22 protein-coding genes are annotated in these 23057 nt (G+C 69.3%); 13 read left to right on the forward strand and 9 right to left on the reverse strand.

Features of this window, described 5'->3' with window-relative positions; translation table 11 throughout:
• Window positions 1–103 precede the first annotated feature (103 nt).
• The 4 genes from DR046_RS17105 to DR046_RS17120 all read right to left on the reverse strand — a co-directional run bounded on the left by DR046_RS17105 (window position 104) and on the right by DR046_RS17120 (window position 3220).
• Complete coding sequence (locus tag DR046_RS17105; protein ID WP_245190985.1) at window positions 104–337, reverse strand: hypothetical protein; 234 nt, start codon at window positions 335–337, stop codon at window positions 104–106.
• 48 nt (window positions 338–385) lie between these two features.
• Window positions 386–2158: an acyl-CoA dehydrogenase C-terminal domain-containing protein gene (locus DR046_RS17110; protein WP_115383596.1), complete on the reverse strand. Its 1773-nt coding sequence runs from the start codon at window positions 2156–2158 to the stop codon at window positions 386–388.
• A gap of 53 nt (window positions 2159–2211) precedes the next feature.
• Complete coding sequence (locus tag DR046_RS17115) at window positions 2212–2607, reverse strand: MerR family transcriptional regulator (protein ID WP_115383597.1); 396 nt, start codon at window positions 2605–2607, stop codon at window positions 2212–2214.
• A gap of 241 nt (window positions 2608–2848) precedes the next feature.
• A complete protein-coding gene (locus DR046_RS17120; RefSeq protein WP_115383598.1) occupies window positions 2849–3220 on the reverse strand; it encodes a MerR family transcriptional regulator in 372 nt (123 codons plus the stop codon).
• 113 nt (window positions 3221–3333) lie between these two features.
• Between DR046_RS17120 and DR046_RS17125 the strand changes: the two genes are divergently transcribed.
• Genes DR046_RS17125 through DR046_RS17135 form a run of 3 tightly spaced genes read left to right on the forward strand, consistent with a single transcriptional unit; the run spans window position 3334 to window position 5623 of the window.
• Window positions 3334–3777, forward strand: coding sequence for a PaaI family thioesterase (locus DR046_RS17125; protein WP_115383599.1), 444 nt, complete (start codon window positions 3334–3336; stop codon window positions 3775–3777).
• Window positions 3774–4277 (forward strand): PaaI family thioesterase, encoded by a 504-nt coding sequence (locus tag DR046_RS17130; protein WP_115383600.1) that lies wholly within the window; start codon window positions 3774–3776, stop codon window positions 4275–4277. Before DR046_RS17125 ends, DR046_RS17130 begins: the two co-directional genes overlap by 4 nt.
• Window positions 4274–5623 (forward strand): MATE family efflux transporter, encoded by a 1350-nt coding sequence (locus DR046_RS17135; RefSeq protein WP_115383601.1) that lies wholly within the window; start codon window positions 4274–4276, stop codon window positions 5621–5623. The genes DR046_RS17130 and DR046_RS17135 overlap by 4 nt, the downstream gene beginning before the upstream one ends.
• Window positions 5624–5639: 16 nt before the next feature.
• On the opposite strand, the gene DR046_RS17140 is transcribed toward DR046_RS17135, so the two are convergent.
• The gene (locus tag DR046_RS17140; protein WP_115383602.1) at window positions 5640–6680 is read right to left on the reverse strand and encodes a quinone-dependent dihydroorotate dehydrogenase; all 1041 of its coding nucleotides are present in this window, start codon (window positions 6678–6680) and stop codon (window positions 5640–5642) included.
• Entirely contained in the window at window positions 6677–7012 is a 336-nt protein-coding gene (locus DR046_RS17145; RefSeq protein WP_115383603.1) for a DUF952 domain-containing protein, read from the reverse strand. The genes DR046_RS17140 and DR046_RS17145 overlap by 4 nt, the downstream gene beginning before the upstream one ends.
• 117 nt (window positions 7013–7129) lie before the next feature.
• On the opposite strand from DR046_RS17145, the gene DR046_RS17150 reads away from it, so the two are divergent.
• From DR046_RS17150 to DR046_RS17160, 3 genes are all read left to right on the forward strand, one after another.
• Window positions 7130–8704 carry a bifunctional metallophosphatase/5'-nucleotidase gene (locus tag DR046_RS17150; RefSeq protein WP_115383604.1) on the forward strand — a complete coding sequence of 525 codons (1575 nt, stop codon included), beginning with the start codon at window positions 7130–7132 and terminating at the stop codon, window positions 8702–8704.
• 134 nt (window positions 8705–8838) lie between these two features.
• Window positions 8839–9942, forward strand: a complete 1104-nt coding sequence (locus tag DR046_RS17155; RefSeq protein WP_115383605.1) for a sensor histidine kinase — start codon at window positions 8839–8841, stop codon at window positions 9940–9942.
• A gap of 6 nt (window positions 9943–9948) precedes the next feature.
• Window positions 9949–10620, forward strand: coding sequence for an SOS response-associated peptidase (locus DR046_RS17160; protein ID WP_115383606.1), 672 nt, complete (start codon window positions 9949–9951; stop codon window positions 10618–10620).
• Window positions 10621–11196: 576 nt separating this feature from the next.
• Here DR046_RS17160 and DR046_RS17165 read toward each other — a convergent pair.
• The 3 genes from DR046_RS17165 to thrS form a co-directional block, all read right to left on the reverse strand.
• A complete protein-coding gene (locus DR046_RS17165; RefSeq protein ID WP_115383607.1) occupies window positions 11197–11742 on the reverse strand; it encodes an SRPBCC family protein in 546 nt (181 codons plus the stop codon).
• 53 nt (window positions 11743–11795) lie between these two features.
• Window positions 11796–12230, reverse strand: coding sequence for a MarR family winged helix-turn-helix transcriptional regulator (locus DR046_RS17170; RefSeq protein WP_167767153.1), 435 nt, complete (start codon window positions 12228–12230; stop codon window positions 11796–11798).
• Window positions 12231–12396: 166 nt separating this feature from the next.
• Entirely contained in the window at window positions 12397–14343 is a 1947-nt protein-coding gene (gene thrS / locus DR046_RS17175; protein ID WP_115383609.1) for a threonine--tRNA ligase, read from the reverse strand.
• 202 nt (window positions 14344–14545) lie between these two features.
• Here thrS and DR046_RS17180 point away from each other — a divergent pair, with 202 nt between their 5' ends.
• The 7 genes from DR046_RS17180 to bamA all read left to right on the forward strand — a co-directional run bounded on the left by DR046_RS17180 (window position 14546) and on the right by bamA (window position 23056).
• Entirely contained in the window at window positions 14546–15379 is an 834-nt protein-coding gene (locus DR046_RS17180) for a universal stress protein (RefSeq protein WP_115383610.1), read from the forward strand.
• A 165-nt stretch (window positions 15380–15544) separates the two neighbouring features.
• The gene (frr, locus tag DR046_RS17185; protein WP_115383611.1) at window positions 15545–16099 is read left to right on the forward strand and encodes a ribosome recycling factor; all 555 of its coding nucleotides are present in this window, start codon (window positions 15545–15547) and stop codon (window positions 16097–16099) included.
• Window positions 16100–16274: 175 nt separating this feature from the next.
• The gene (uppS, locus tag DR046_RS17190) at window positions 16275–16991 is read left to right on the forward strand and encodes a polyprenyl diphosphate synthase (protein ID WP_115383612.1); all 717 of its coding nucleotides are present in this window, start codon (window positions 16275–16277) and stop codon (window positions 16989–16991) included.
• On the forward strand, window positions 16988–17866 hold the full coding sequence (locus DR046_RS17195; protein ID WP_245190986.1) for a phosphatidate cytidylyltransferase: 879 nt from the start codon (window positions 16988–16990) through the stop codon (window positions 17864–17866). Before uppS ends, DR046_RS17195 begins: the two co-directional genes overlap by 4 nt.
• Window positions 17866–19020, forward strand: coding sequence for a 1-deoxy-D-xylulose-5-phosphate reductoisomerase (dxr, locus tag DR046_RS17200; protein ID WP_115383613.1), 1155 nt, complete (start codon window positions 17866–17868; stop codon window positions 19018–19020). The genes DR046_RS17195 and dxr overlap by 1 nt, the downstream gene beginning before the upstream one ends.
• 15 nt (window positions 19021–19035) lie before the next feature.
• Window positions 19036–20367, forward strand: coding sequence for an RIP metalloprotease RseP (rseP, locus tag DR046_RS17205; RefSeq protein ID WP_115383614.1), 1332 nt, complete (start codon window positions 19036–19038; stop codon window positions 20365–20367).
• 391 nt (window positions 20368–20758) lie between these two features.
• The gene (bamA, locus tag DR046_RS17210) at window positions 20759–23056 is read left to right on the forward strand and encodes an outer membrane protein assembly factor BamA (RefSeq protein ID WP_306418056.1); all 2298 of its coding nucleotides are present in this window, start codon (window positions 20759–20761) and stop codon (window positions 23054–23056) included.
• Window position 23057 lies beyond the last annotated feature (1 nt).

The following is a 23057-nucleotide window of genomic DNA, read 5'->3' on the forward strand; positions in this document are numbered from 1 at the left end:
GGTACAGGCGGGGACGCCGATGACCGTGAGGGGAGAAGGCGACGCTTTCTCCGGCCCGGGGGCGGCGTCACCGCGTGTCCCGTCTCCGGGCCGTCTTCCCGGCTCAGACATCCCCGCCGGGGGCATCCGGCCGATCCACCCGCGCCGCCCGGAACTCCTTCAGGCGCCGGGCAAGCGCCGTCGGCTCCGCGATGCGGTCGAGGTTCTCCAGAAGGAAGGTCAGCGCCTCGTCCTCGCTGAGCCCCGTCTCCGCCGCGAAGGTGCGGAGCCGGCGGTGGCCGGGCTCCGTCACACGTGCGCGGGAGGGACGGGTCATGCGCGGGACGGGATGGGTCACGGGCCTTCCTCCTGGCTGCGTCGGGCGGGCTGCCTGCCCACCGCTCCCTCAGAATGCGGTCGCCTCCAGGCCCATGATCGTCTCGGGGCCGGTCTGGATGCGCGCAAGATGCATCGCCGTCGCCGGAAGCTGGCGCGCCATGTAGTAGCGGCCGGTCGCGATCTTGGCCTCGAGGAAGTCGCGGTCGGCGCCGTCCTCCTTCAGCTTCTCCATCGCGGCCTTCGCCATGCGCGCCCACATCAGGCCGAGGCAGACATGGCCCATCATGTGCATGAAGTCGTAGCTTCCCGCCAGCGCGGCGTTCGGGTTCTTCATTCCATTTTGCATGAAGTACATCCCCGCCGCCTGCAGGTCCTTCGACGCCGCCTTCAGCGGCTCGACAAAGCCCTTCATCTCGTCGGTGTCGTTCTCCTTGCAGAAGGACTTCACCATCTCGAAGAAGGCCATGACGTGCTTGCCGCCGTCCTGCGCCAGCTTGCGGCCCACGAGGTCCAGCGCCTGCACGCCGTTCGCGCCCTCGTAGATCATCGCGATGCGGGCATCGCGGGCGAATTGCGACATGCCCCATTCTTCGATGTAGCCGTGGCCGCCATAGATCTGCTGCGCCGCCGTGGCGTATTCGAAGCCCTTGTCGGTCAGGAAGCCCTTCAGGACCGGGGTCATCAGCGAGACCAGACCCTCGGCATCGGCGTCGCCCATGCGGATGTGGCGGTCGATCAGCGTGGCGCCCCAGAAGGTGAAGGCGCGGGCGCCCTCCACGAAGGACTTCTGGTCCATCAGGTTGCGACGGATGTCCGGGTGCACGATCAGCGGGTCGGCCGGGCCGGCGGGGTTCTTCGCCCCCGTCACGTCGCGGCCCTGCAGGCGGTCCAGCGCATAGGCCAGCGCGTTCTGGTAGGCGATCTCGGCCTGGGCATAGCCCTGGAGGCCGACGCCCAGCCGCGCCTCGTTCATCATGGTGAACATGGCGCGCATGCCCTTGTGCTCCTGCCCCAGCAGATAGCCCGTGGCCTCGTCGTAGTTCATCACGCAGGTGGAGTTCCCGTGGATCCCCATCTTCTCTTCGATCTTGCCGACCGAGACGCCGTTGCGCGCGCCGATATTGCCGTCGTCATCGACGTGGAACTTCGGCACGATGAAGAGCGAGACGCCCTTGATCCCCTCGGGCCCGCCCTGGATCTTGGCCAGCACGAGGTGGACGATGTTGTCGGCCATGTCGTGGTCGCCGGCCGAGATGAAGATCTTCTGACCGGTGATCCTGTAGGTGCCGTCCTCCTGCGGGACGGCCTTGGTGCGCATCATGCCGAGATCGGTGCCGGCATGCGGCTCCGTCAGGTTCATGGTGCCGGTCCATTCGCAGGACGTCATCTTCGGCAGCCACTTGGCCTTCTGCGCATCCGTCCCGTGCGCCATGATTGCCGAGGCGGCGCCATGGGTCAGGCCGTAATACATGTTGAAGGCCATGTTCGAGGCCGACAGGATCTCACCCGCGATCGTGTAGGACAGATAGGGCAGGCCCTGACCGGCGTATTCCTCGGGCGCGTCGAGCGAGGTCCAGCCGCCGTCGCGCAGCTGGTCGAACGCCTCCTTGAAGCCGTCGGGCGTGCGCACGATCCCGTTCTCCAGCGTGCAGCCCTGCCGGTCCCCCACGACGTTGAGCGGGTGGATCACCTCGGTCGCAAGCTGGCCCAGCGTCTCGATGATGGCGCCGGTGAACTCGGCATCCATGTCGGCATAGCCGGGGACGTCCTGCTGGCTGACCTTCAGGAGGTCGTGCAGGACGAACTGCATGTCCTTGGCGGGGGCGGTGTAGCTGGGCATCGTGGTCCTCCTGGTGGGGGCCGGGCGCCGGGCGCCCGGAACTGTCTGGTGTCTCAGCCGGCCTTGCGGGGCTGCATCTGCGAGAGCATCTTCTCACCCCAACGCAGCTGTTCTTCGAGATCTTCGATGGCCGTGTTCAATTCGTCGCGCTGGCTGATCATCGCGGCAAGGCGCTGACGCCCGATCTCGTGGCTGCGGGCGAGCTGCGTCGCCTGGCCGTCGCCGAGATCGTAGAGATCGAGCAGCTGGCGAATCTCCTCGAGCGAGAAGCCGAAGCGCTTGCCGCGCAGGATCAGCTTCAGCCGCGCGCGGTCGCGCCGGGTGAACAGCCGCTTCTGTCCCTCGCGCTTGGGGAACAGCAGTTCCTTCGCCTCGTAGAAGCGGAGCGTGCGCGGCGTCACCTCGAATTCGTCGCACATCTGTCGTATCGTCATCAGAACGTCTTGCATCGCGTGTGTCTTCCCGTGTGAGTCACGATTTCCCATTGACCGGGGCGATCTGCGACTCGCGGGCTCCTCATACAAGAGACGGTGACGTTGACGTAACCCGGACGTTACGTCATCTTGGAAGGCGACGTAACATCCTGTCGAATACAACCTCAAGTTGCGCAGTTTCCTTACCGTCAGCCTGCCCCGGAGGCAGTCCAAAGCTTCGCGTGATCAAAGGGCTGCGTCGGCGCGCCGCAGGTCCTCAGGAGCCGAGGTCCTCTCTGACCGCATCGCGCAGGGCCGACAGCTCGTCGATGGCCTCGTCCATGTGCCGCCGGCGCTCGGCCAGTTCGGCAAGCTGGCTCTCGGCGAGTTCGATCCAGCGCAGCTTCTGGGTCCGCCCCTCGGGATCGGCATCATAGAGCTCCAGCCATTGCCGGATCTCCTCCAGCGAGAAGCCGAACTTGCGGCCGCGCAGGATCAGCGTCATCCGCGCGATCTCCCGCGGGCCGTAGAACCGTGCGCGACCCTCGCGCTCGGGGGTGAGCAGCTCGATATACTCGTAGTGCCGCAGGGTCCGCGGCGTCACCTCGAAGCGTGCGCACATCTGCTTGAAGTCGAGCCGTTCGGTCATCGCGCTCCCCCCTCCGCGGCGGAGGGTGCCACAGGCCCGCCGCGGCTGTCTACGTCCCGGGGGCGGAGCGGCGCGGGCTTGCCGCCGCGCGCGGCCTCGGTCAGGAACGGGGCATGAGCGATCCGACCTCCGACTCCCGAAACCGCCTGGCGCAGCAATTCATCTCGGCCCTGCCGCATTGTCGGGCGCTGTCTATGCGCGTCGAGGAGGCGGCGGACGGCGTCGCCGTCCTGTCGATGCCCTGGGCCGAGGAGCTGGTGGGCGATCCCATCACCGGCGTCATCCATGGCGGCGCGATTTCGGCGCTGATGGACACCTCGGGCGGCGCGGCGGTGCTGTGCCACCCGGCGGCGGCGATGTCGACCGCGACGATGGATCTGCGGATCGACTACATGCGCGCCGCCGCCCCGCGCGAGCGGATCACCGCCCGCGCCGTCTGCCACCACGTCACCCGCTCCGTCGCCTTCGTGCGCGCCGAGGCCTTCGACGAGAGCGGCGAGGGCCCCGTCGCCGTCGCCAACGGCGCCTTCACGCTGGACCGCGGGGGCGACCGATGAAGCGCCCCGAGCCGATCCAGGTCGTCAAGCAACGCCGCGACGGAGCGCTGGCCGCGCTGGTGGGGGGCGTGCCCTATGCGCGCTTCCTCGGCATCTCGTTCGACCGGCGGGGCGACGAGCTGACCGGCGTGCTCCGCTTCGACGAGAAGCTGATCGGCAACCCGGCGCTGCCGGCGCTGCATGGGGGCGTCACGGCCGCCTTCCTCGAGGTCACGGCCATCGTCACGCTGAGTTGGGCGATGCTCTGGGACGATCTCGAGGCGGGGCGGCTGGCGGCCGAGGGGCTGACGCCCGAGACCCTGCCGCGCCTGCCGAAGACGATCGACTTCTCGGTCGACTACCTGCGCTCGGGCCTGCCGCGCGACGCCTATGCGCGGGCCCGGGTGAACCGGTCGGGGCGGCGCTATGCCTCGATCCATGTCGAGGGCTGGCAGGACAATCGCGACCGGCTCTTCGCGCAGGCGACCGGGCATTTCCTGATGCCCCGGCGCGAGGAGTGAGCGACCTCACCCACGCGCGCGTCCTTCGCATCGCCATTCCGGTCGTGCTTTCGAACGCCACGGTCCCGATTCTCGGCGCGGTCGACACCGGGGTCGCGGGCCGTATGGGAGAGGCCGTGCCGATCGCCGCCGTCGGCATCGGCGCCATCGCGCTGACGACGATCTACTGGATCTTCGGCTTCCTGCGGATGGGCACGACCGGCATGACCGCGCAGGCCATCGGTGCGGGCGACGCGGACGAGACCGTCGCGCTGCTGTCGCGCGCGCTGCTGATCGCGGCGGCGGCCGGAGTCGCGCTGATCCTGCTGCAACCGGCGCTCTTCGCGGCGGCCTTCGCGCTGTCGCCCGCCACGCCGCCGGTCGAGGCGCTGGCGCGCGACTACATGGCGGTCCGCATCTGGTCGGCGCCCGCGGCCATCGCGGTCTACGGCCTGACCGGCTGGCTGATCGCGGCGGAGCGGACGGGCGCGGTGCTGGTCCTGCAGCTGGTCATGAACGGGACGAACATGGCGCTGAGCCTGTGGCTGGGCCTCGGCCTCGGGCTCGGCGTGCCGGGCATCGCCTGGGCCACCTTCGCCGCCGAATGGGGGGGCGCGGCGCTGGGGCTCTGGCTCTGCCGCGGGGTGCTCGCCGTCCCGGCCTGGCGCGACCCGGCGCGGGTCTTCGACCCGGTGCGACTGCGGCGGATGTTGACGGTGAACGGGGACATCCTGATCCGGTCGGTCCTGCTGCAGGCGACGTTCCTGTCCTTCGTCTTCGTCGGCGCGCGGTTCGGGACGACCGTGCTGGCGGCCAACCAGGTGCTGCTGCAATTCGTCTACATCACCGCCTATGCGCTCGACGGCTTCGCCTTCGCCGCCGAGGCGCTGGTCGGCCATGCCTTCGGCGCGCGGGCACGGGCGCGGCTCCGGCGGGCGGTGGTGCTGACCGGCGCCTGGGGCGCGGGCATGGCGGCGGCGATGGCGCTGGCATACGGCTTCGGCGGCACCGCGCTGATCGAGACGCTGGCCACCGACCCCGAGGTCCGCGCGGCCGCCCGCGCCTTCCTGCCCTGGGCGGTTCTGGGGCCGCTGGTCGCGGTCTGGTCCTTCATGCTGGACGGCATCTTCATCGGCGCCACCCGCACGCGGGACATGCGCGACATGATGGCGGTGAGCTTCGCGATCTATGTCCTGGCGGCGCTGGCCCTGGTGCCGATGTTCGGCAATCACGGGCTTTGGGCGGCGCTGACGGTGTCGTTCCTCGCCCGGGCCGTGACGCTGGGAATGCGCTATCCGGCGCTGGAGCAGGCGGCGGAGGCCGGGGTGCCAGCGCCCGCTCCGACGCCAGCCGCCCGGGACGTCTAGGCGGCGAAGAAGGCCGTCAGAGCCAGCGATCGCGGTCGGTGCCGACGGCCTCGGCCACGTTGGCGAAGCCGTCCCGTGCGAGCAGCCGGTCGAGGCCAGTGGCGAGCCGCGTGACGAGGCTCGGCCCCTCGTAGACCAGCGCCGTATAGAGCTGCACCGCCGAGGCGCCCGCCCGGATCTTGGCATAGGCCTGCGCCGGCGTGGCGATGCCGCCCACGCCGATCAGCGGCAGGTCGGTCAGCGTCGAAAGTCGGGCCAGCACGCGGGTCGATCTCTCGAAGAGCGGCTGGCCCGACAGCCCGCCCGCCTCGGCGCGATGCGGCGAGACCAGACCGGCCCGGTCAAGCGTCGTGTTGGTGGCGACGATGCCGTCGACGCCGCGCGCGGCCGCGGCGATCCCGGCCAGTTCGGCGTCGCCCAGGTCGGGCGCGATCTTGAGCAAAACGGGGACGCGGCGGGGCAGGGCGTCGCGAGCGGCGAGGACGCCGGCCAGAAGGGCCGACAGGGCCTCGACGCCCTGCAGGTCGCGCAGCCGCTCGGTGTTCGGGCTGGAGACGTTGACCGTCGCGAAATTGACATGCGGGCCGCAGGTCGCCAGCACCGAGGCGAAGTCGGCAGTCCGGTCGGCGCTGTCCTTGTTCGCCCCGAGGTTCAGGCCGATGACGTTGCCGCGGGGCCGCCGGGCCAGCCGGGCGGCGATGGCCTCCGCGCCGTCGTTGTTGAAGCCGAAACGGTTGATCGCGGCCCGGTCCTCGGCCAGCCGGAAGAGGCGCGGGCGCGGGTTGCCGGGCTGGGGCCGCGGGGTCGCGGCGCCGACCTCGAGAAAGCCGAAGGCCGCGCGCGACAGGGCGCCGAGCGCCGTCGCGTTCTTGTCGAAGCCGGCCGCAAGGCCGATCGGATTGGGCAGGTCCAGCCCCGCCACTCTGGTCGCCAGCCGCGGCGAGGTGAGCGGCCCGCCGCGCGGACCCAGCCCCGCGTTCAGCGCCGCGAGCGCCAGGCCATGCGCCCGCTCCGGGTCGAGACGGCGCAGGGCAGCGAGGCCCAGGCGTTCGATCATTCCATCCCGGCGGGGAAGCGGTGGGCGCCGTCCACCAGCGGCAGCGGCTGCGCCCAGGCCACCTGGTCCAGCCGGAGCGGCGCGTAGAGATGCGGGAAGTCCTCCCCGCCGCGCGACGGCTCCCACCTCAGGTCCGAGCCGAGCGCGGCCTCGTCGCAGGCGATCAGCCAGAGCCCCTCGACGCCCGCGAAATGCCGCGCCGCCGTCTCGCCTGCCTGCGCCGCCGTCGAGAAATGGACATAGCCGTCGGCCAGGTCCACCGGTGCGCCGAGGGTCGAGCCGTCGGCCTTCAACGCCTCCCATTCGGGCGTGCGGAAAATCTTGTAGATCATGCCGGCGGTCTGCCGCGCAGATACCCTGCCGTCAAGCGAGGCACTTCGTCATATCGCTTTGACACGCCCGTGAGACCTGCGCACCATCCGCCATCATTCAACAGGGGGTTCACGAAGATGAACAAGCTACTGACTGCCACCGCCGTGCTCGCGCTGACCGCGGGGACCGCGGCGGCGCAGGATGCCGCGTATACGCTGCACATCCTGCACATCAACGACCTGCACAGCCGGATCGAGCCGATCAACGCCTTCGATTCGACCTGCTCGGCCGAGGACGACGCGGCGGGCGAATGCTTCGGCGGGGTCGCCCGGATCAAGACCTTCATCGACGGCAAGCGCGCCGAGCTGGACGGCGAGAACGTCATCGTGCTGGACGCGGGCGACCAGTTCCAGGGCTCGCTGATGTACACAACCTACAAGGGCGACGTCGAAGCGGAGATGATGAACGCCATCGGCTTCGACGCCATGGCCGTGGGCAACCACGAATTCGACGACGGCCCCGAGCAGCTGGCCGAGTTCGCGGGCGAGGTCGAGGTGCCGCTCGTCTCCGGCAACCTGGACCTCAGCCAGTCCAACGTGCTGGGCGACGACCAGGTCGCCGATCACCTCGTGCTGGAAATCGGCGGCGAGCGGATCGGCATCGTCTCGGCTCTGGCGACCGACACCTCCGAGACGTCCAGCCCCGGGCCGAACGTCATCTTCCAGGACGAGATCGACGCGCTTCAGGCCGATGTCGATGCGCTGACCGAGATGGGCGTCGACAAGATCATCGCACTGACCCATGTCGGCCTGCCGAAGGATCGCGAGATCGCCGAGGCCGTCACCGGGCTCGACGCCATCGTCGGCGGACATTCGCACACGCTGTTCTCGAATACTGAGGAAGGCGCCGAGGCCTATCCGACCGAGGTCAACGGCGTGCCGATCGTGCAGGCCTACGCCTATTCCAAGTATGTCGGCCACCTGACGCTGGAGTTCGACGAGGAAGGCAACCTGATCTCGGCCGAGGGCGACACCAACCTGCTCGACGCCTCGGTCGAGCCCGACGCGGAGATCGCCGCGCGGATCGCCGAGCTGGCCGGCCCCATCGAGGAGCTGAAGTCCCGGGTCATCGGCGAGGCGACCGAGGCCATCGAAGGCTCGCGTGAGGTCTGCCGGGCGGGCGAATGCGCGATGGGCAACCTCGTGGCCGACGCCATGCTGGACCGCACCGCCGACCAGGGCGTGACCGTCGCCATCACCAATGGCGGGGGCCTGCGCGCCTCGATCGACTCGGGCGAGATCACGATGGGCGAAGTGCTGACGGTGCTGCCGTTCCAGAACACGCTCGCCACCTTCTCGGCCTCCGGTCAGGACCTGATCGACGCGCTCGAGAACGGGGTTAGCCAGATCGAGGAAGGCGCCGGCCGCTTCCCGCAGGTCGCGGGTATGAGCTTCGCCTTCGACGCCTCGGCCGAGCCGGGCAACCGCGTCAGCGACGTCATGGTCGGCGGAGAGCCCATTGACCCGGAAGCCACCTATCAGGTCGCGACCAACAACTACGTGCGCAACGGCGGCGACGGCTACTCGATCTTCTTGGACGCCGAGGACGCCTATGATTTCGGGCCTGGCCTCGAAGTCGTGGTCGCCGACTACATCGCCGATCAGGGCGGCAGCTACACGCCCTATACCGACGGCCGCATCACCGCGAAGTGATGGTGCCCGGGGCGCCCCCGCGCGGGGCGCCCCGTTGCCGACGCCGTCAAACCGGGACATTTTTCGCCGTTGACCGTCAGCGTCGGACGTATAGACCCCTGCCGGTCGCTACAACTTAAACGAAAGGCGTCCCCATGCTTGCACCGACGCCTGCCGATCAGGCCAAACGACTCGCCGCGATCCGGACCTACGAGCTCGGCGCGCAGATTCACGCCGGCCGCATGAGCGGGCTGGTCGAGCTTGCCAGCCAGATCACCGATTGCCCGATCGCACTGGTCTCCATCGTCCACGCGGATCGCCAGACCTTCGAGGCCGTCTGCGGCCTCGATCTCGACGGCACCGACCTCCAGCGTTCGGTCTGCGCGCATGCGATCCTGGAGGACGGCCTGCTCGAGATCGGCGACCTGCGCGCGGATCCGCGGACGGCGGACAACCCGCTCGTGACCGATCCGGAGGACCCGCTGCTGTTCTACGCGGGCGCGCAGATCGTGACGGCGGAAGGGATCGCGCTCGGCTCGCTCTGCGTGCTCGACCGCAAGCCGCGGCGGTTGAGCGACGGGCAGCACAAGGGGCTGCGCATCCTGGCCGACCAGGCGATGCGGATGCTGGAGCTTCACGAGGCCCTGCGCCGGGCCGACGAGCTGCGGCGCGAGGCGGATCATCGCGTGAAGAACAGTCTCGCCTCGATCGCGGCGATGACGCGGATGACCGCCTCCCGCTCCCGCAGCGAGGAGACGCGTGCGGCGCTGGAGCAGGTCCAGGCGCGGATCGCCGCGACCTCGGCGCTCCACCGCGAGCTCTATCGCCAGGATCTCGACGCGGCCGGGATCGAGGTCTCGGATTATCTTGCCCAGATCGTGCGTTACCTGGCCGAGATGGCACCCGACGAGATCGCCATCTCTTGCCGGATCGAGCCGTTGCGCCTGCCGGGGCCGAAGGCCGCGTCGCTGGGCCTGCTGCTCAACGAGATGGTGTCGAACGCCGTCAAGCACGGCTTTCCGGACGAGCGGCCCGGCCGGATCGTCGTCGTGGGCGAGACCGCCGAGACCGGCGAATGGCGCCTGACCTGCAACGACGACGGGATCGGCGGCGCCGCTAAGGGGGGCAGCCAGGGCCTCGGCGGGCGGCTCATGGCGGCCTCGGCCCAGCACCTCGGGGGGACCGTCACGCACGGCCCGCGGGAGGACGGGAAGGGCTATGTCGCGACCCTTACCTACACGCCCGTGCCCGTGGAATAGTCAGCGATGTGCGGACGTTACGCGCTGACCCTGCCGCAGGACGCGATGGTGCAGGTCTTCGCCGCAGCACCCGCCAACGACCTGCCGGAGGGGCCGCGCTACAACGTCTGTCCGACCACCCAGGTGCCGGTCGTGCGCGCAGGCGGAGAGCGGCGGGCGCTGGTCCCGATGCGCTGGGGTCTCATCCCGCACTGGTACAAGACGCCCACCGATGGGCCGCTTTTGTTCAATGCGCGGGCCGAGACGGTGGCCGAGAAGCCCGCCTTCCGCGCCGCCTGCCGGGAGCGGCGCTGCCTGATCCCGGCGAGCGGGTTCTACGAGTGGACCAAGACCGAGGACGGCACGCGATTGCCGTGGTATTTCAAGCCGGTGGAGGGCGACGTTCTGGCCTTTGCCGGGATCTGGCAGGACTGGGGGCCGGAGCGGGCGCCGACCTGCGCCATCATCACCTGCGCCGCCGGGCCGACCATGTCGGAGGTCCATCACAGGGAGCCGGTGACGCTGGCCGAGGCGGACTGGCCGCTTTGGCTGGGCGAGGTCGAGGGGAAGGCCGCGCCGCTGATGCGGGCCGCGCCCGAAGGGCGGCTGGCGCGGCATCGGGTGGGACGGGCGGTCAACTCCAACCGCGCCGAGGGACCGGAGCTGATCGAGCCGCTGATCGACGAAGACGACGTATGATCCACGGGTGACGGACGGGTGATCCGCGTCGGACGTCGCAGCGGACCCCCGGACGTGGTGCGACCCGCGCTTTCACACGCGGGCCGACCGGTCTTCGGGAGAGAGAGTCAAGCCAGGGACCCGGTCGGGGAGACTTGGGAGGGGGGGTTCGGTCGACCCCGTCCGCGTCGCTGCCTTGGGATCATGCTTGCCTTCCGATTGTGGCGGGATCGAGGCAGGGGTGGGACGGGCTCGGGGCAATATCGGGGAAGTTGCAAGATTGTCGCTGGACCGGACACGATGTCACGGCCTGCTCGCTTCTGGAGGTTGCCGGTCAAAGGCGTGCCCGGGGTCGGGGGTGGCGGCAGTTGATGCCGAGATGCGGTTTGGAGTGCCGCCGTGGTCCGCTTGGAGCCCCTTTCACCCGCTGCTGCGCGGTGTGCGTATGGCTGCTCTCCCGCTGTCAGTGCTGAGGTGGGAGCGGGGTGTTCCTTGCAGGTCCGGACCTGCCCGGCCGAGCGTTCCGCAATGATGAAAAAGGTGTTGTTGTCTTTGCTGCGAGTTTCCAACGGGACAACTCCGGATGGGCATGCACCCTCACATCGGCCATGCCCGGCTCTTCTCCAGTTCTCGCACGACATTGGCCATGCCGGCGCGCATGTAGGCCCGCCAGAAGGTCACGACGACAAGGGCCAGGACGGGGCGGGCGAGCGGGCCGGTCGCCACGAACGCGTAGGTCCATTCCATGATCGTTCGCCCGTCTCGCTCGGTGAACACCCAAAGTCCCCGCGCTTCCTTCGCCAGACGACCGAGCGGCCCGGAAAAGCCGGACACGGTGTAGGCAAACCGCGCTCTTCCGGCGGTCGGGGGGGCACCGCCGGACGGCTCGCTCAGCGTGACCGTTTCCTGAACCCGCGATCCGTCGCCGATGACGACCGTGCGCGACCGGCCGACCTCGTCCCATCGGCCGGTCTGTCCCTCGACCGCGACCACCGGCGGGATCGGTCCCTTTCGGTCGGGAAACACGACCGGCAGTTCGATCGGCACGAACCCTTCCCACGCAAGGGAGAGCGGGACGTCGGCGGAAGCCGAGACCGACGTCGAGGGACCGATGGGAGAGGGATCGGCGGGATCGTTCGGCATGAAGATGCTCCTGGACGACGTCGTCCGGAAAATAGTACGAACACCGCACTATATCAACCGCGATCTTCCGCCTCCGACGAAGTGGCGACCCGCTCCAGTAGACGCACCAGGGTCTCACGGTCGCCCGGCGCCAAGGTCGCGAGCATCGCCGCACTCGCCCGGACCTGCGCTTCGCGAAGCTGGCAGGCGAGTTCGGCTCCTTCGTCTGTAAGCCACAGGACGCGGGCGCGGCCGTCCGTTTCCGAGCGGTCGCGGACCATCAGGCCTTTCGCCTCCAATCGCTTGACCGCACTGGTCATGGTCGTCTTCGGCAGGCCGAGCGCCGCCGCAATCTCGCCCTGGGTCACGGAGGTCTCGCTGCTTGCCACGCGAGCGATCATCGATGCTTCCACAAGACCAAGCCCGGCATAGGGGCCGTCCGCGCGCAGCTTGAACCGGTCCACCAGACTGGACACCGACATGGCGAGCCGTTGAGCGAGATCAGCCATGCTTTCCACCATAGCAGGAGGCGTGAACGGTCCGCACGACCCGTGCGTCCCATGAACCTGGACGAAGCGGCCATACACATATGGCAGAGCATGGGTGCGCTGCGTCCGAAAGGCGGACGTTTGTCGCGAATTTGGCGGCCCCGGAATCTTCCGAGGCCGCCCTACGTCACCGCAAGTCGGGCGGCGTCGCCTCGGTGCCGAGATCGCGCACGGCGTCGTCCAGTGACACCACCTCCGTCGCCTTCTCGCCCAGACGGCGCAGGGTGACGGTGCGGTCTTCGACCTCTTTCCTGCCGATGGCGAGGATCACGGGGACCTTCCCGACCGAATGCTCGCGGACCTTGTAGTTGATCTTTTCGTTGCGGGTGTCGGCCTCGGCCCGCACTCCGGCCTTCGTCAGCGCGGCCACGACTTCGCGGACATAGTCGTCGGCCTCGGAGACGATGCTCGCCACGACGACCTGACGCGGGGCGAGCCAGAACGGGAGCTTGCCGGCGCTATTCTCGATCAGGATGCCGATGAAGCGTTCGAACGAGCCGAGGCAGGCGCGGTGGAGCATGTAGGGGCGGTGCTTGCCGCCGTCCTCGGCCACGTAGGTCGCGCCCAGACGCTCGGGCAGGTTGGGGTCGACCTGGAAGGTGCCGCATTGCCAGACGCGGCCGATCGCGTCGGTCAGGTAGAAGTCGAGCTTCGGCCCGTAGAAGGCGCCGTCGCCTTCCTCGATCCGGTAGGGGGCGCCGACCGACTTGATGGCCGATTCGAGCGCGTTCTCGACGTGGTCCCAGGATTCGTCCGATCCGACCCGCTTTTCGGGGCGGGTGGCGAAGGCGATGTCGAAGCGGTCGAAGCCGAGATCCTCGTAGACCGAGGAAAGGAAGCGGATGAACTTCGCGCATTCCGCCTCGATCTGGTCCTCGGTGCAGAAGATATGCGCGTCGTCCTGGGTGAAGCCGCGCACGCGCATGATGCCGTGCAGCGCGCCCGAGGGCTCGTAGCGGTTGCAGGAGCCGAATTCGGCCATGCGAAGCGGCAGGTCGCGGTAGGACTTCAGGCCCTGGTTGAAGACCTGCACGTGGCAGGGGCAGTTCATGGGCTTGAGCGCATTGATCGATTTCTGCGCGGCGTGCTCCTCGTCGACCTCGACGATGAACATGTGCTCCTGGTACTTGTCCCAGTGGCCCGAGGCTTCCCAGAGGCGGCGGTTCACAACCTGCGGCGTGTTGACCTCGACATAGCCGTCGGCGCGCTGCTTGCGGCGCATGAAGTCCTGCAGCGTGGTGTAGATCGTCCAGCCGTTCGGGTGCCAGAAGACCTGGCCCGGCGCCTCTTCCTGCATGTGGTAGAGGTCCATCTCGCGGCCGAGGCGGCGGTGGTCGCGGGCCTCGGCCTCTTCCAGGAACTTCAGATGCGCCTTGAGGTCGTCGCGGTTGCGGAAGGCGATGCCGTAGATGCGCTGAAGCTGCGGGCGCGAACTGTCGCCCAGCCAGTAGGCCGAGGAGACGCGGGTCAGCTTGAAGGCGTCGGCGGGGATCTGGCCGGTATGGGCGAGATGCGGGCCGCGGCAGAGGTCCTGCCAGTCGCCGTGCCAGTACATGCGGATCGGCTCGTCGCCGGGGATGCGGTCGATGAGCTCGACCTTGAAGTGCTCTCCGGCGGCCTCGTAATGCGCCCGCGCCTTGTCGCGGGGCCAGACCTCGGTGCGGACCACGTCGCGGGCGGCGATGATGCGCTTCATCTCGGCCTCGATCCGGCCGAGGTCCTCGGGGGTGAAGGGCTCCGCCCGGTCGAAGTCGTAGAACCAGCCGTAGTCGCGGACCGGGCCGATGGTGACCTTCACGTCCGGCCAGATGTGCTGCACGGCGCGGGCCATGACATGGGCGAGGTCGTGGCGGATCAGCTCCAGCGCGGCGTCCTCGTCCTGCATCGTGTTGATCGCGATGGAGGCGTCTTCCTCGATCGGCCAGGCGAGATCCCAGTGGGCGCCGTTCACCCGGGCGGAGATGGCCCTCTTCGCGAGCGACTTGGAGATGCCCTCGGCGATCTCGGCGGGGGTGATCCCGGCGGGAACCTCGCGCGCGTTGCCATCGGGGAAGGTGAGGGTAATCTGGGACATCGCGTGTCCTCCTCGTCGGTTCGGCGCCCACGGAACGCCCGGCTGCGGGTATGTCGTCGGGGGCTTCTGACGCGGGCGGGCGGGATTGGCAAGGGCCGGAGGCCGGACCTTCCGTGACGGCCCGGGCCGGCGGATTGATCCCGGTCAAGGCGGGGCGGGCGCCGGCGGTGCAGGGTCGGTCACCGGAGCAGAGGAGACTGCCATGAAGACCATCCTAGCCGCCACCGATCTGAGCGCCCGGTCCGACCGGGCGGTGCTGCGGGCGGCGCATCTCGCCAAGGCGCAGGGCGCGTCCCTGCGGATCCTGCATGTCTGCGACGACGACCTGCCAGCCGCGATGCTGCAATCGCGCTGCGAGCAGGCGGCCGAGGCGCTGACGGCCATGATCGCGCAGACGCCGCTGCTGTCGGACCTTTCGCCCGACCTGTCGGTCGAGGCCGGGCATGCCGACGTGCTGCTGCCGCGGATCGCGCGCGAGAGCGGGGCGGGCCTGGTGGTCGTCGGCGGCCACCGCAGCCGCGGGATGGGCGAGCTGCTGGGCACGCCGACGCTGGTCCGGCTGCTGCGCGGGACCCAGTTGCCGGTGCTGATCGTGGTCGGGCGGGCGGAGGCGCCCTACAAGAAGGTCTCGGTGGCCTGGGATTTCTCGCCCGCCGCCTGGGAGGCGGGGCATCTCGCGCGGCAGATCGCGCCCGAGGCCGGGATGACCCTCGTCCATGCCTGGATGAGCCCCTATACCGGCAGCCCCTACGGCTTCGAGGCGGGCGGCACGATCCCGCAGGAGACGCTCGACCGGCTGGGCGAGCAGCTTGCGCAGGACGCCGAGGAGCTGGGCGGGACCCCTTCGCCGCAGCACGAGGTCGTCTTCGGCCCGCCGGGCCACACGCTGCGCCAGCGCGCCAGCGAGGGTAAGGCCGACCTGCTGGCGCTGGGGCGGCATTCCCGCTCGGGCCTGGCGCGGCTGCTGCTTGGTGCGACGGCCGAGGACGTGGCGCTGTCGGCGGCCTGCGACGTGCTGATCGCGCCGCCGAGCTGACGGACGCGTCCCCCGTCTGCACATCTTCTGCACCCCTGCTGCGGGCGCGCTGCAGGGGCGGCCCGCCACATCCGGCCCACCCCGGGATGCCACGAGGCTGGCAATGCCCCGGGCGAGCGGGTAAGGAGCGGCAAGCAATGGAAGACCTCGACGGGGTGACGACGCATGAGCGACGAATTCGATCTGGATACCGCGGACCTGGAGCGGCGGATGGAGGGCGCGATGGCCAACCTGCGCACCGAGTTCGCCAGCCTGCGCACCGGGCGCGCCTCGGCCTCGATGCTGGAGCCGGTGATGGTCGATGCCTACGGCCAGGCCACGCCCATCAACCAGGTCGGGACCGTCAACGTGCCCGAGCCGCGGATGGTGACGATCAACGTCTGGGACAAGTCGCTGGTCGGCAAGGTCGAGAAGGCCATCCGCGAAAGCGGGCTGGGCATCAACCCGCAGCTCAACGGCACGATCATCATGCTGCCCATCCCCGAGCTCAACGAGGAGCGCCGCCGCGAGCTGACCAAGGTCGCGGGGCAATATGCCGAGGGCGCGCGGGTCTCGATCCGCAACGTGCGCCGCGACGGCATGGAACAGATCAAGAAGGGCGAACCCCCGGAGGACGAGCGCAAGATGTGGGAGCAGGAGGTCCAGGAGATGACCGATCGCCACATCAAGGCGGTCGACGCCGCGCTGGAGGCCAAGCAGGCGGAGATCATGCAGGTTTGACCTGCGGCCGGGGCGGGCCGCCCTGCCGGTGCCATAATGGTCCGGCAAGGGGCCCGAACGGCGGGTTCCTGACCCGCATCCTCCCCATGCACGCGCCCGACGCGCGTGCCAGACCCCAAGGGCCGGCGGCGGCGAAGTGGACCGAAGCGCCCGCGACGAGCGAGAAGAACGAGCGATGAGCATCCCCGCCAAGAGCCCGCGTCACGTGGCGATCATCATGGACGGCAATGGCCGCTGGGCCCGGAAGCGCGGGCGCCCGCGCCTGCTGGGCCACCGCGCCGGCGCCAAGCGCGTCCGCGAGATCGTCGAGGCCTGTCCCGACAACGGCGTCGAATACCTGACCATCTTCGCCTTCTCGACCGAGAACTGGAAGCGCACCCAGGAAGAGGTGGCGGGGCTGATGTCGCTGTTCCGGCGCTACATCGAGGCCGAGGCGCAGGACCTCGTCAAGGAGGGCACGCGCATCCGCTTCATCGGCGACCGGCTGCGGCTGGACGCGAAGCTGCAACGGCTGATGAACTGGGTCGAGGCGCTGACTGCCCACAACACGCGGGTCAACCTGACCGTCGCCATCAACTACGGCGGCCGCGACGAGGTGGCCCGTGCCACCAAGCGGCTGGCGCGGGACGTGGCGGCGGGCCGGCTCGACCCCGAGGAAATCACCGACGAGACGCTGCCGCGCTATCTCGACACCCATGTGCTGCCCGACCCGGACCTGGTGATCCGCACCTCCGGCGAGGCGCGCATCTCGAACTTCCTGCTCTGGCAGTCGGCCTATGCGGAATACGAGTTCGTGGACACGCTCTGGCCCGATTTCCGGCGCGCGGATTTCGAGGCGATCCTCGCGCGCTACACCGGCCGCGACCGGCGCTACGGCGGCGCGACGGCGTGATCGACGAACCGGAGAGCCCCCGGCCCGAGGCCGAGGAGGAGGAGCCGCCGCTCTTCGACTTCGACTATGCCGAACCGGTCGCGCCCGCCGTCGCGGGCCGCTTCCAGGACCTCGCCCCGCGGCTGGTCACGGCGGGCCTGCTGCTCGTCATCGGGGGCGCGGCGATCTGGATCGGGGGCCTCGTCTTCACGCTGCTCATCGCGGTCTGCGTCGCGATCATGCTGTGGGAGCTGTCGGTGATGGTCCGCACCGGCCCCAAGCGCGCCCGCCTGATGGCGGCGGTCGGCGGCAGCGCGGTGGTCGCGGCGAGCGTGCTGCCCGTGGGCCTGGGCCTGCCGCTTCTGATGCTGGTTCCGATGACGGCCATCGCCTTCATCCGGCGTCACCGGCGCATCATGGTCACGTTCTCGACGGCAATCGTGCTTGCGGGACTGTCGCTGACGCAGCACCTGACGCATTTCGGCCTGCCCTGGATGCTGTGGCTGATCGCCGTGGTCGTTATGTCGGACGTGGCGGGATACTTTGCGGGCCGCACGCTGGGCGGCCCCAAGTTCTGGCCGCGCGTCAGCCCCAAGAAGACCTGGTCCGGCACGATCGCGGGCTGGGTGGGCGCGGCCGTCGTGGGCTGGATCTGGGTGGTCTGGATGAATACCGGCTGGGAGACGGTCGGCTTCTCGGTCGCGCTCGCCATGATGGCGCAGATGGGCGACATCGCCGAAAGCGCGGTGAAGCGGAAGATGGACGTGAAGGATTCGTCCAACCTGCTACCCGGCCATGGCGGTCTGTTCGACCGGTTCGACGCGATGCTGGGCGCGGCGCTGATGCTGCTGGTGATCGAGTCGCTGACGCAGTTCCCGCCGGTCCCGGGGATCTGATGCGGCGCATCAGCGTCTTCGGGGCGACCGGCTCCATCGGGCAGAACACGCTGGACCTGATCGCGCGGGAGCCCGAGCGCTATGCGGTCGTGGCCCTGACGGGGTCGTCGAACGTCGCGCGGCTGGCGGAGGATGCGATCCGGCTGCGAGCCGAGGTGGCGGTGACGGCGGACGAGTCGCGGCTGGGCGAGTTGCGGGACGCGCTGGCCGGGACCGGGATCGAGGCGGCGGCGGGGCAGGGCGCCCTGGAGGAGGCGGCGGACCGGCCGACGGACTGGTGCATGTCGGCAATCGTCGGCGCCGCCGGGCTGGTGCCGGGCCTGCGCGCGCTGCGCCACGGGGGGACGCTGGCGCTGGCGAACAAGGAATCGCTCGTCTGCGCCGGACCGCTTCTGATGGCCGAGGCGCGCGCCCACGGCGCCCGCGTGTTGCCGGTCGACAGCGAGCATTCCGCCGTCTTCCAGGCGCTGGCCGACAACGACCCGGCGGCGGTCGAGAAGATCGTCATCACCGCCTCGGGCGGGGGGCTGCGGGACTGGCCGCTGGAGCGGCTGGCGACGGCCACGCCCGACGAGGCGGGTAGCCATCCGAACTGGGACATGGGGACGCGGATCACCATCGATTCAGCCTCGATGTTCAACAAGGCGATGGAGCTGATCGAGACCCACGAGTATTTCGGCACGCCCCCCGGCGGGATCGAGGCCGTCATTCATCCGCAAAGCATCGTCCATGCCCTCGTGCAGTTCCGCGACGGCGCGCTTATGGCGCATCTGGGCGCGCCCGACATGCGCCACGCCATCGGCTATGCGCTGCACTGGCCCGAACGACGCGACCTGCCGGTGGAGCGGGTCGACCTCGCGGCGCTCGGCCGGCTGGACTTCGCCGCGCCCGACCCGGCGCGCTATCCCGCGCTGGCGCTGGCGCGGGGCGTGATCGCGGGTGGCGGGCTGCGGGGGGCGGCCTTCAACGCAGCGAAGGAAGCGGCGCTGGACCTCTTCATCGCGCGGGCCATCGCCTTCACCGACATGGCGGGCTGCGTCGAGACGACGCTTGACGAGATGGAAAGGTCCGGGTGCCTTGATGCAGCCACGATAACCCTCGATATGGTGCTCGACACCGACCGCGAGGCGCGCGCGCGCACGCGCGTGCCCTGACAGCCCGGAGGCGACATGGACCTTATCCCGCAATTCGGCGGACTTCTCTGGACCTTGGCGGCCTTCGTCGTCGCGCTGTCGATCATCGTCGCGGTGCATGAATACGGCCATTACATCGTCGGGCGCTGGTGCGGCATCAAGGCGGACGTCTTCTCGATCGGCTTCGGGCCGGTGCTGGCCAGCCGGGTCGACCGCCACGGCACGCGCTGGCAACTGGCCGCGCTGCCGCTGGGCGGCTACGTCAAGTTCCGGGGCGACGCCAACGCGGCCTCGGTCGGGGACGACGGCTCCGTTGCCACGATGACCGAGGCGCAGCGGGCCGAGACAATGAACGGCGCCTCGCTCTGGCGCCGGGCGGCGACGGTCGCGGCGGGGCCGATCTTCAACTTCATCCTGTCGATCCTGGTGTTCGGCGCCTTCGTCCTGGTCTCGGGCACCGCGGTCGAGGCGCCCGTCGTGGGCGAGACCAAGCCCATGCCGGCGGAGGTCCGCCTGCTGGAGCAGGGCGACCTGGTCGTCGCGGTCGAGGGCCGGCCGGTCGAGACGCTTCAGGAGCTGTCGGAGATCTCACGCGAACTGCCCGCCGCCGAGACGATCACCTACGAGGTCGCGCGCGGCGGCGGCACGGTGACGGTCGAGGCCGCGCCGCTGATGCCCGCCCGGATCGAGACGGTGAACCCGCGCTCGGCCGCCTGGGATATCGGCCTGCAGGAGAACGACGTGGTCCGCGCCATCGACGGCAGGCCGATCCATTCCTTCCACGAACTCCAGGCCGCGGTCGCCGCGGGCGAAGGCGCGCCGCTGGCGCTGGACGTCTGGCGCGCGGGCGAGATGCTGGAATTCACGCTGACGCCGCGGTCGACCGACCTGCCGCAGCCGGACGGCAGCTTCGAGACGCGCTACCTCATCGGCATCACCGGCGGGATGTTCTTCGATCCGCAGACCGAGTCGGCGGGGCCGATCGAGGCGATGCGCTACGGGGTCGAGCAGACGATCTACATCGTGCGCTCCTCGCTCTCGGCGCTGACGCATATCGCGACCGGCGCGATCAGCACCTGCAACCTGTCGGGGCCCGTCGGCATCGCGGAGGTGTCCGGCGCGACGGCGAGCCAGGGACTGGACAACTTCATCTGGATGATCGCGGTGCTGTCGACCGCGGTGGGGCTGCTGAACCTCTTCCCGATCCCGGTGCTGGACGGCGGCCATCTCGTGTTCCACGCCTACGAGGCGGTGCGCGGGCGCCCCCCCTCGGACGGGGCGGTGCGGGTGCTGATGTCGGTGGGCATCGCGCTGATGCTGACATTGATGGTTTTCGCGACCTTCAACGATCTGATATTCTGCCCCTGACTGTCGGGCGCGCCGCCGGCGCGGAAATCGCCCCGGGCGCGCCCAATTCTCGCCTCAGTTCTCCGCGATCAGGGGTGGGACAGAAAGCGGGGCCCAGACCATGCAGCACGTTCGGAACGGATATCGCGGCTTGTCCATCTTCATGGGCCTGAACATCGACCGTTTTCTTGCGGTTCTGGTGATCGTCCTCGCCGTCCTGATGGCCGGCTGGATCCAGTCCATCTGACACCCGTTGCAGCGCGACCCATTCGGCGCCCCGTCGACCCCGGAAGGTCGGCGGGGCGCTTTGACATCGATTTGAGGCTTCGGTAGTCACGTCTTCAAAGACACGAAGGGCAGGGCATTGGACATGGACCATCGCGGCAGGGGGCGGGCGCGAGGCGCCCGGAACGTGGCATCCTCCTTGCGGAGCGGGGCGCTGACCGCTCTGAGCGCGCTTCTGATCGCGGGCGCGGTCGAGGCCCAGACCTTCCGGTTCACCGAGTTCGAGATCCAGGGAAACACCCGGATCGAGTCTGCCACGATCCTGTCGAATCTCGGCGTCACGCCCGGCGAGGCCATCAGCGCCGGAGAGCTGAACGACGGCTTCCAGCGGCTTCAGGCATCCGGCCTGTTCCAGCGGGTCGAGATCGTGCCGCAGGGCGGCAAGCTGCTGATCCTCGTGGACGAGTATCCGACGATCAACCGCATCTCGATCGAGGGCAATGCCCGGCTGAGCGACGAGGACCTGCTGACGGTCGTCACCTCGACCCCGCGCCGCACCTACAACCCGGCCCAGGCCGAACGCGACGCCGCCGCGATCACCGCGGCCTATTCGCAGGCGGGGCGGCTGGCCGCGACGGTGACGCCGAAGATCATCGAGCGCAGCGGCAACCGCGTCGACCTGGTCTTCGAGATCGCCGAGGGCCGCGTCTCGGAGGTCGAGCGCATCAGCTTCGTCGGCAACCGCGCCTTCTCGGACCGGCGCCTGCGCCGCGTGCTGGAGACGAGCCAGGCCGGCATCTTCCGTGCCGTCATCGGGTCGGACACCTTCGTCGCCGACCGTATCGCCTTCGACGAGCAGCTGCTGCGCGACTTCTACCTCTCGCGCGGCTATGCCGACTTCGAGGTCCTGTCGGCCACGCCCGAACTGGCGCCGTCGCGCGACGCCTTCTTCGTCACCTTCCAGGTCCAGGAGGGGCAGCAGTTCCGCTTTGGCGAGGTCTCGGCCGCCAGCGAACTGGCCCAGATCGACGTCCCGTTCTACGATTCCGAGATCCGGATCGACCGCGGCGACGTGTTCAGCCCCCAGGCCGTCGAGCGCACGATCCAGCGGCTGGAGCTTCTGGCACTGCGCGAGGGGCTGTCCTTCATCCGCGTCACGCCCCGGTTCTCGCGCAACGACCGCGACCTGACCGTCGACGTGACCTTCGAGGTCGAGCGCGGAGAACGCATCTTCGTCGAGCGCATCGACATCGAGGGCAACGCGACCACGCTCGACCGCGTCATCCGCCGGGAGTTCCAGACCGTCGAGGGCGACCCGTTCAACCCCCGTGCCATCCGCGCCGCCGCAGAGCGCATCCGCGCCCTGGGCTATTTCAGCCAGGCGGACGTCACCGCGCGCGAAGGCTCGCGCGAGGACCAGGTCATCGTCGATGTCGACGTCGAGGAGCAGCCGACCGGCTCGCTTGGCTTCGGCGTGAACTACTCGGTCGAGAGCGGGGCGGGACTCGCCATCTCCTTCGCGGAGACGAACTTCCTCGGGCGCGGCCAGACGCTGAACTTCACGCTCGACACCGGGTCCGAGAACTCGGCCTCGAACATCACCTTCATCGAGCCCTATTTCCTCAACCGGGACCTCGCCGCGTCGCTCTCGATCTTCTACCGCGAGACGTCCGACGACGATCAGAGCTTCGACACCCGCTCCGTCGGCATCCGCCCCGGGCTGGAGTTCCCGACCGGCGAGTTCAGCCGGCTGGGGGTGTTCTACAGCCTGTCGGAGGACACGCTCGACCCCAACGACACGACCAAGCTGTCGCAGATCCTGGCACGCGACGAGGGATCGAACATAACCTCGTCGCTGGGCTATCGGTGGACCTACAACACGATCGGCCGGGGGCTGGACCCGACGCGGGGCGTGCGGCTGCGTTTCGGGCAGGAATATGCGGGGCTGGGCGGCGATGCCGAGTTCATCAAGACCACCGTTCTCGCCGAAGCCCAGCGGGCCGTCTCGAACGAGGAGGTGACGCTGTCGGCCGTCTTCGAGGGCGGCGTGCTGACCTCGCTGGGTGACACCGACTCGCTTCAGGCGAACCGCTTCTTCAACGGCCCGTCGATCATCCGCGGCTTCGAGAGCGCGGGCATCGGGCCGCGCGACCTGAACGCCGACGACGACGCGCTGGGCGGCAACCGCTTCGTCGCGGCGCGGTTCGAGGCGCAGTTCCCCATCGGCATCCTGCCCGACGAATACGGCATCTCGGGTGCGGCCTTCCTCGACATGGCCTCGGTCTGGGGGCTGGACGACACCGACGGCGGTCCGAACGGCGGCCAGCCGGTGGACGACGAGTTCTTCCTGAACTCCGCCGTCGGCTTCGGCATCCTGTGGGACACGCAGATCGGGCCGCTGCGGTTCAACTTCACCAGCGCGATCAACCAGCGCGACTACGACCGCGAGCAGAATTTCGACCTGACCATCCAGACCCGGTTCTGAC

Source organism: Jannaschia formosa (genome assembly GCF_003340555.1).
Classification (GTDB): Bacteria; Pseudomonadota; Alphaproteobacteria; order Rhodobacterales; family Rhodobacteraceae; genus Jannaschia; species Jannaschia formosa.

Excerpts from the sequence above, each read along its gene's own strand:
- DR046_RS17110 (WP_115383596.1), bottom strand. The coding sequence starts at position 2,158 with ATGCCCAGCTACACCGCCCCCGCCAAGGACATGCAGTTCGTCCTGCAC.
- DR046_RS17115 (WP_115383597.1), bottom strand. The coding sequence starts at position 2,607 with ATGCAAGACGTTCTGATGACGATACGACAGATGTGCGACGAATTCGAG.
- DR046_RS17120 (WP_115383598.1), bottom strand. The coding sequence starts at position 3,220 with ATGACCGAACGGCTCGACTTCAAGCAGATGTGCGCACGCTTCGAGGTG.
- DR046_RS17125 (WP_115383599.1), top strand. The coding sequence starts at position 3,334 with ATGAGCGATCCGACCTCCGACTCCCGAAACCGCCTGGCGCAGCAATTC.
- DR046_RS17130 (WP_115383600.1), top strand. The coding sequence starts at position 3,774 with ATGAAGCGCCCCGAGCCGATCCAGGTCGTCAAGCAACGCCGCGACGGA.
- DR046_RS17140 (WP_115383602.1), bottom strand. The coding sequence starts at position 6,680 with ATGATCGAACGCCTGGGCCTCGCTGCCCTGCGCCGTCTCGACCCGGAG.
- DR046_RS17145 (WP_115383603.1), bottom strand. The coding sequence starts at position 7,012 with ATGATCTACAAGATTTTCCGCACGCCCGAATGGGAGGCGTTGAAGGCC.
- DR046_RS17150 (WP_115383604.1), top strand. The coding sequence starts at position 7,130 with ATGAACAAGCTACTGACTGCCACCGCCGTGCTCGCGCTGACCGCGGGG.
- DR046_RS17155 (WP_115383605.1), top strand. The coding sequence starts at position 8,839 with ATGCTTGCACCGACGCCTGCCGATCAGGCCAAACGACTCGCCGCGATC.
- DR046_RS17160 (WP_115383606.1), top strand. The coding sequence starts at position 9,949 with ATGTGCGGACGTTACGCGCTGACCCTGCCGCAGGACGCGATGGTGCAG.
- DR046_RS17165 (WP_115383607.1), bottom strand. The coding sequence starts at position 11,742 with ATGCCGAACGATCCCGCCGATCCCTCTCCCATCGGTCCCTCGACGTCG.
- DR046_RS17170 (WP_167767153.1), bottom strand. The coding sequence starts at position 12,230 with ATGGCTGATCTCGCTCAACGGCTCGCCATGTCGGTGTCCAGTCTGGTG.
- thrS (WP_115383609.1), bottom strand. The coding sequence starts at position 14,343 with ATGTCCCAGATTACCCTCACCTTCCCCGATGGCAACGCGCGCGAGGTT.
- DR046_RS17180 (WP_115383610.1), top strand. The coding sequence starts at position 14,546 with ATGAAGACCATCCTAGCCGCCACCGATCTGAGCGCCCGGTCCGACCGG.
- frr (WP_115383611.1), top strand. The coding sequence starts at position 15,545 with ATGAGCGACGAATTCGATCTGGATACCGCGGACCTGGAGCGGCGGATG.
- uppS (WP_115383612.1), top strand. The coding sequence starts at position 16,275 with ATGAGCATCCCCGCCAAGAGCCCGCGTCACGTGGCGATCATCATGGAC.
- dxr (WP_115383613.1), top strand. The coding sequence starts at position 17,866 with ATGCGGCGCATCAGCGTCTTCGGGGCGACCGGCTCCATCGGGCAGAAC.
- rseP (WP_115383614.1), top strand. The coding sequence starts at position 19,036 with ATGGACCTTATCCCGCAATTCGGCGGACTTCTCTGGACCTTGGCGGCC.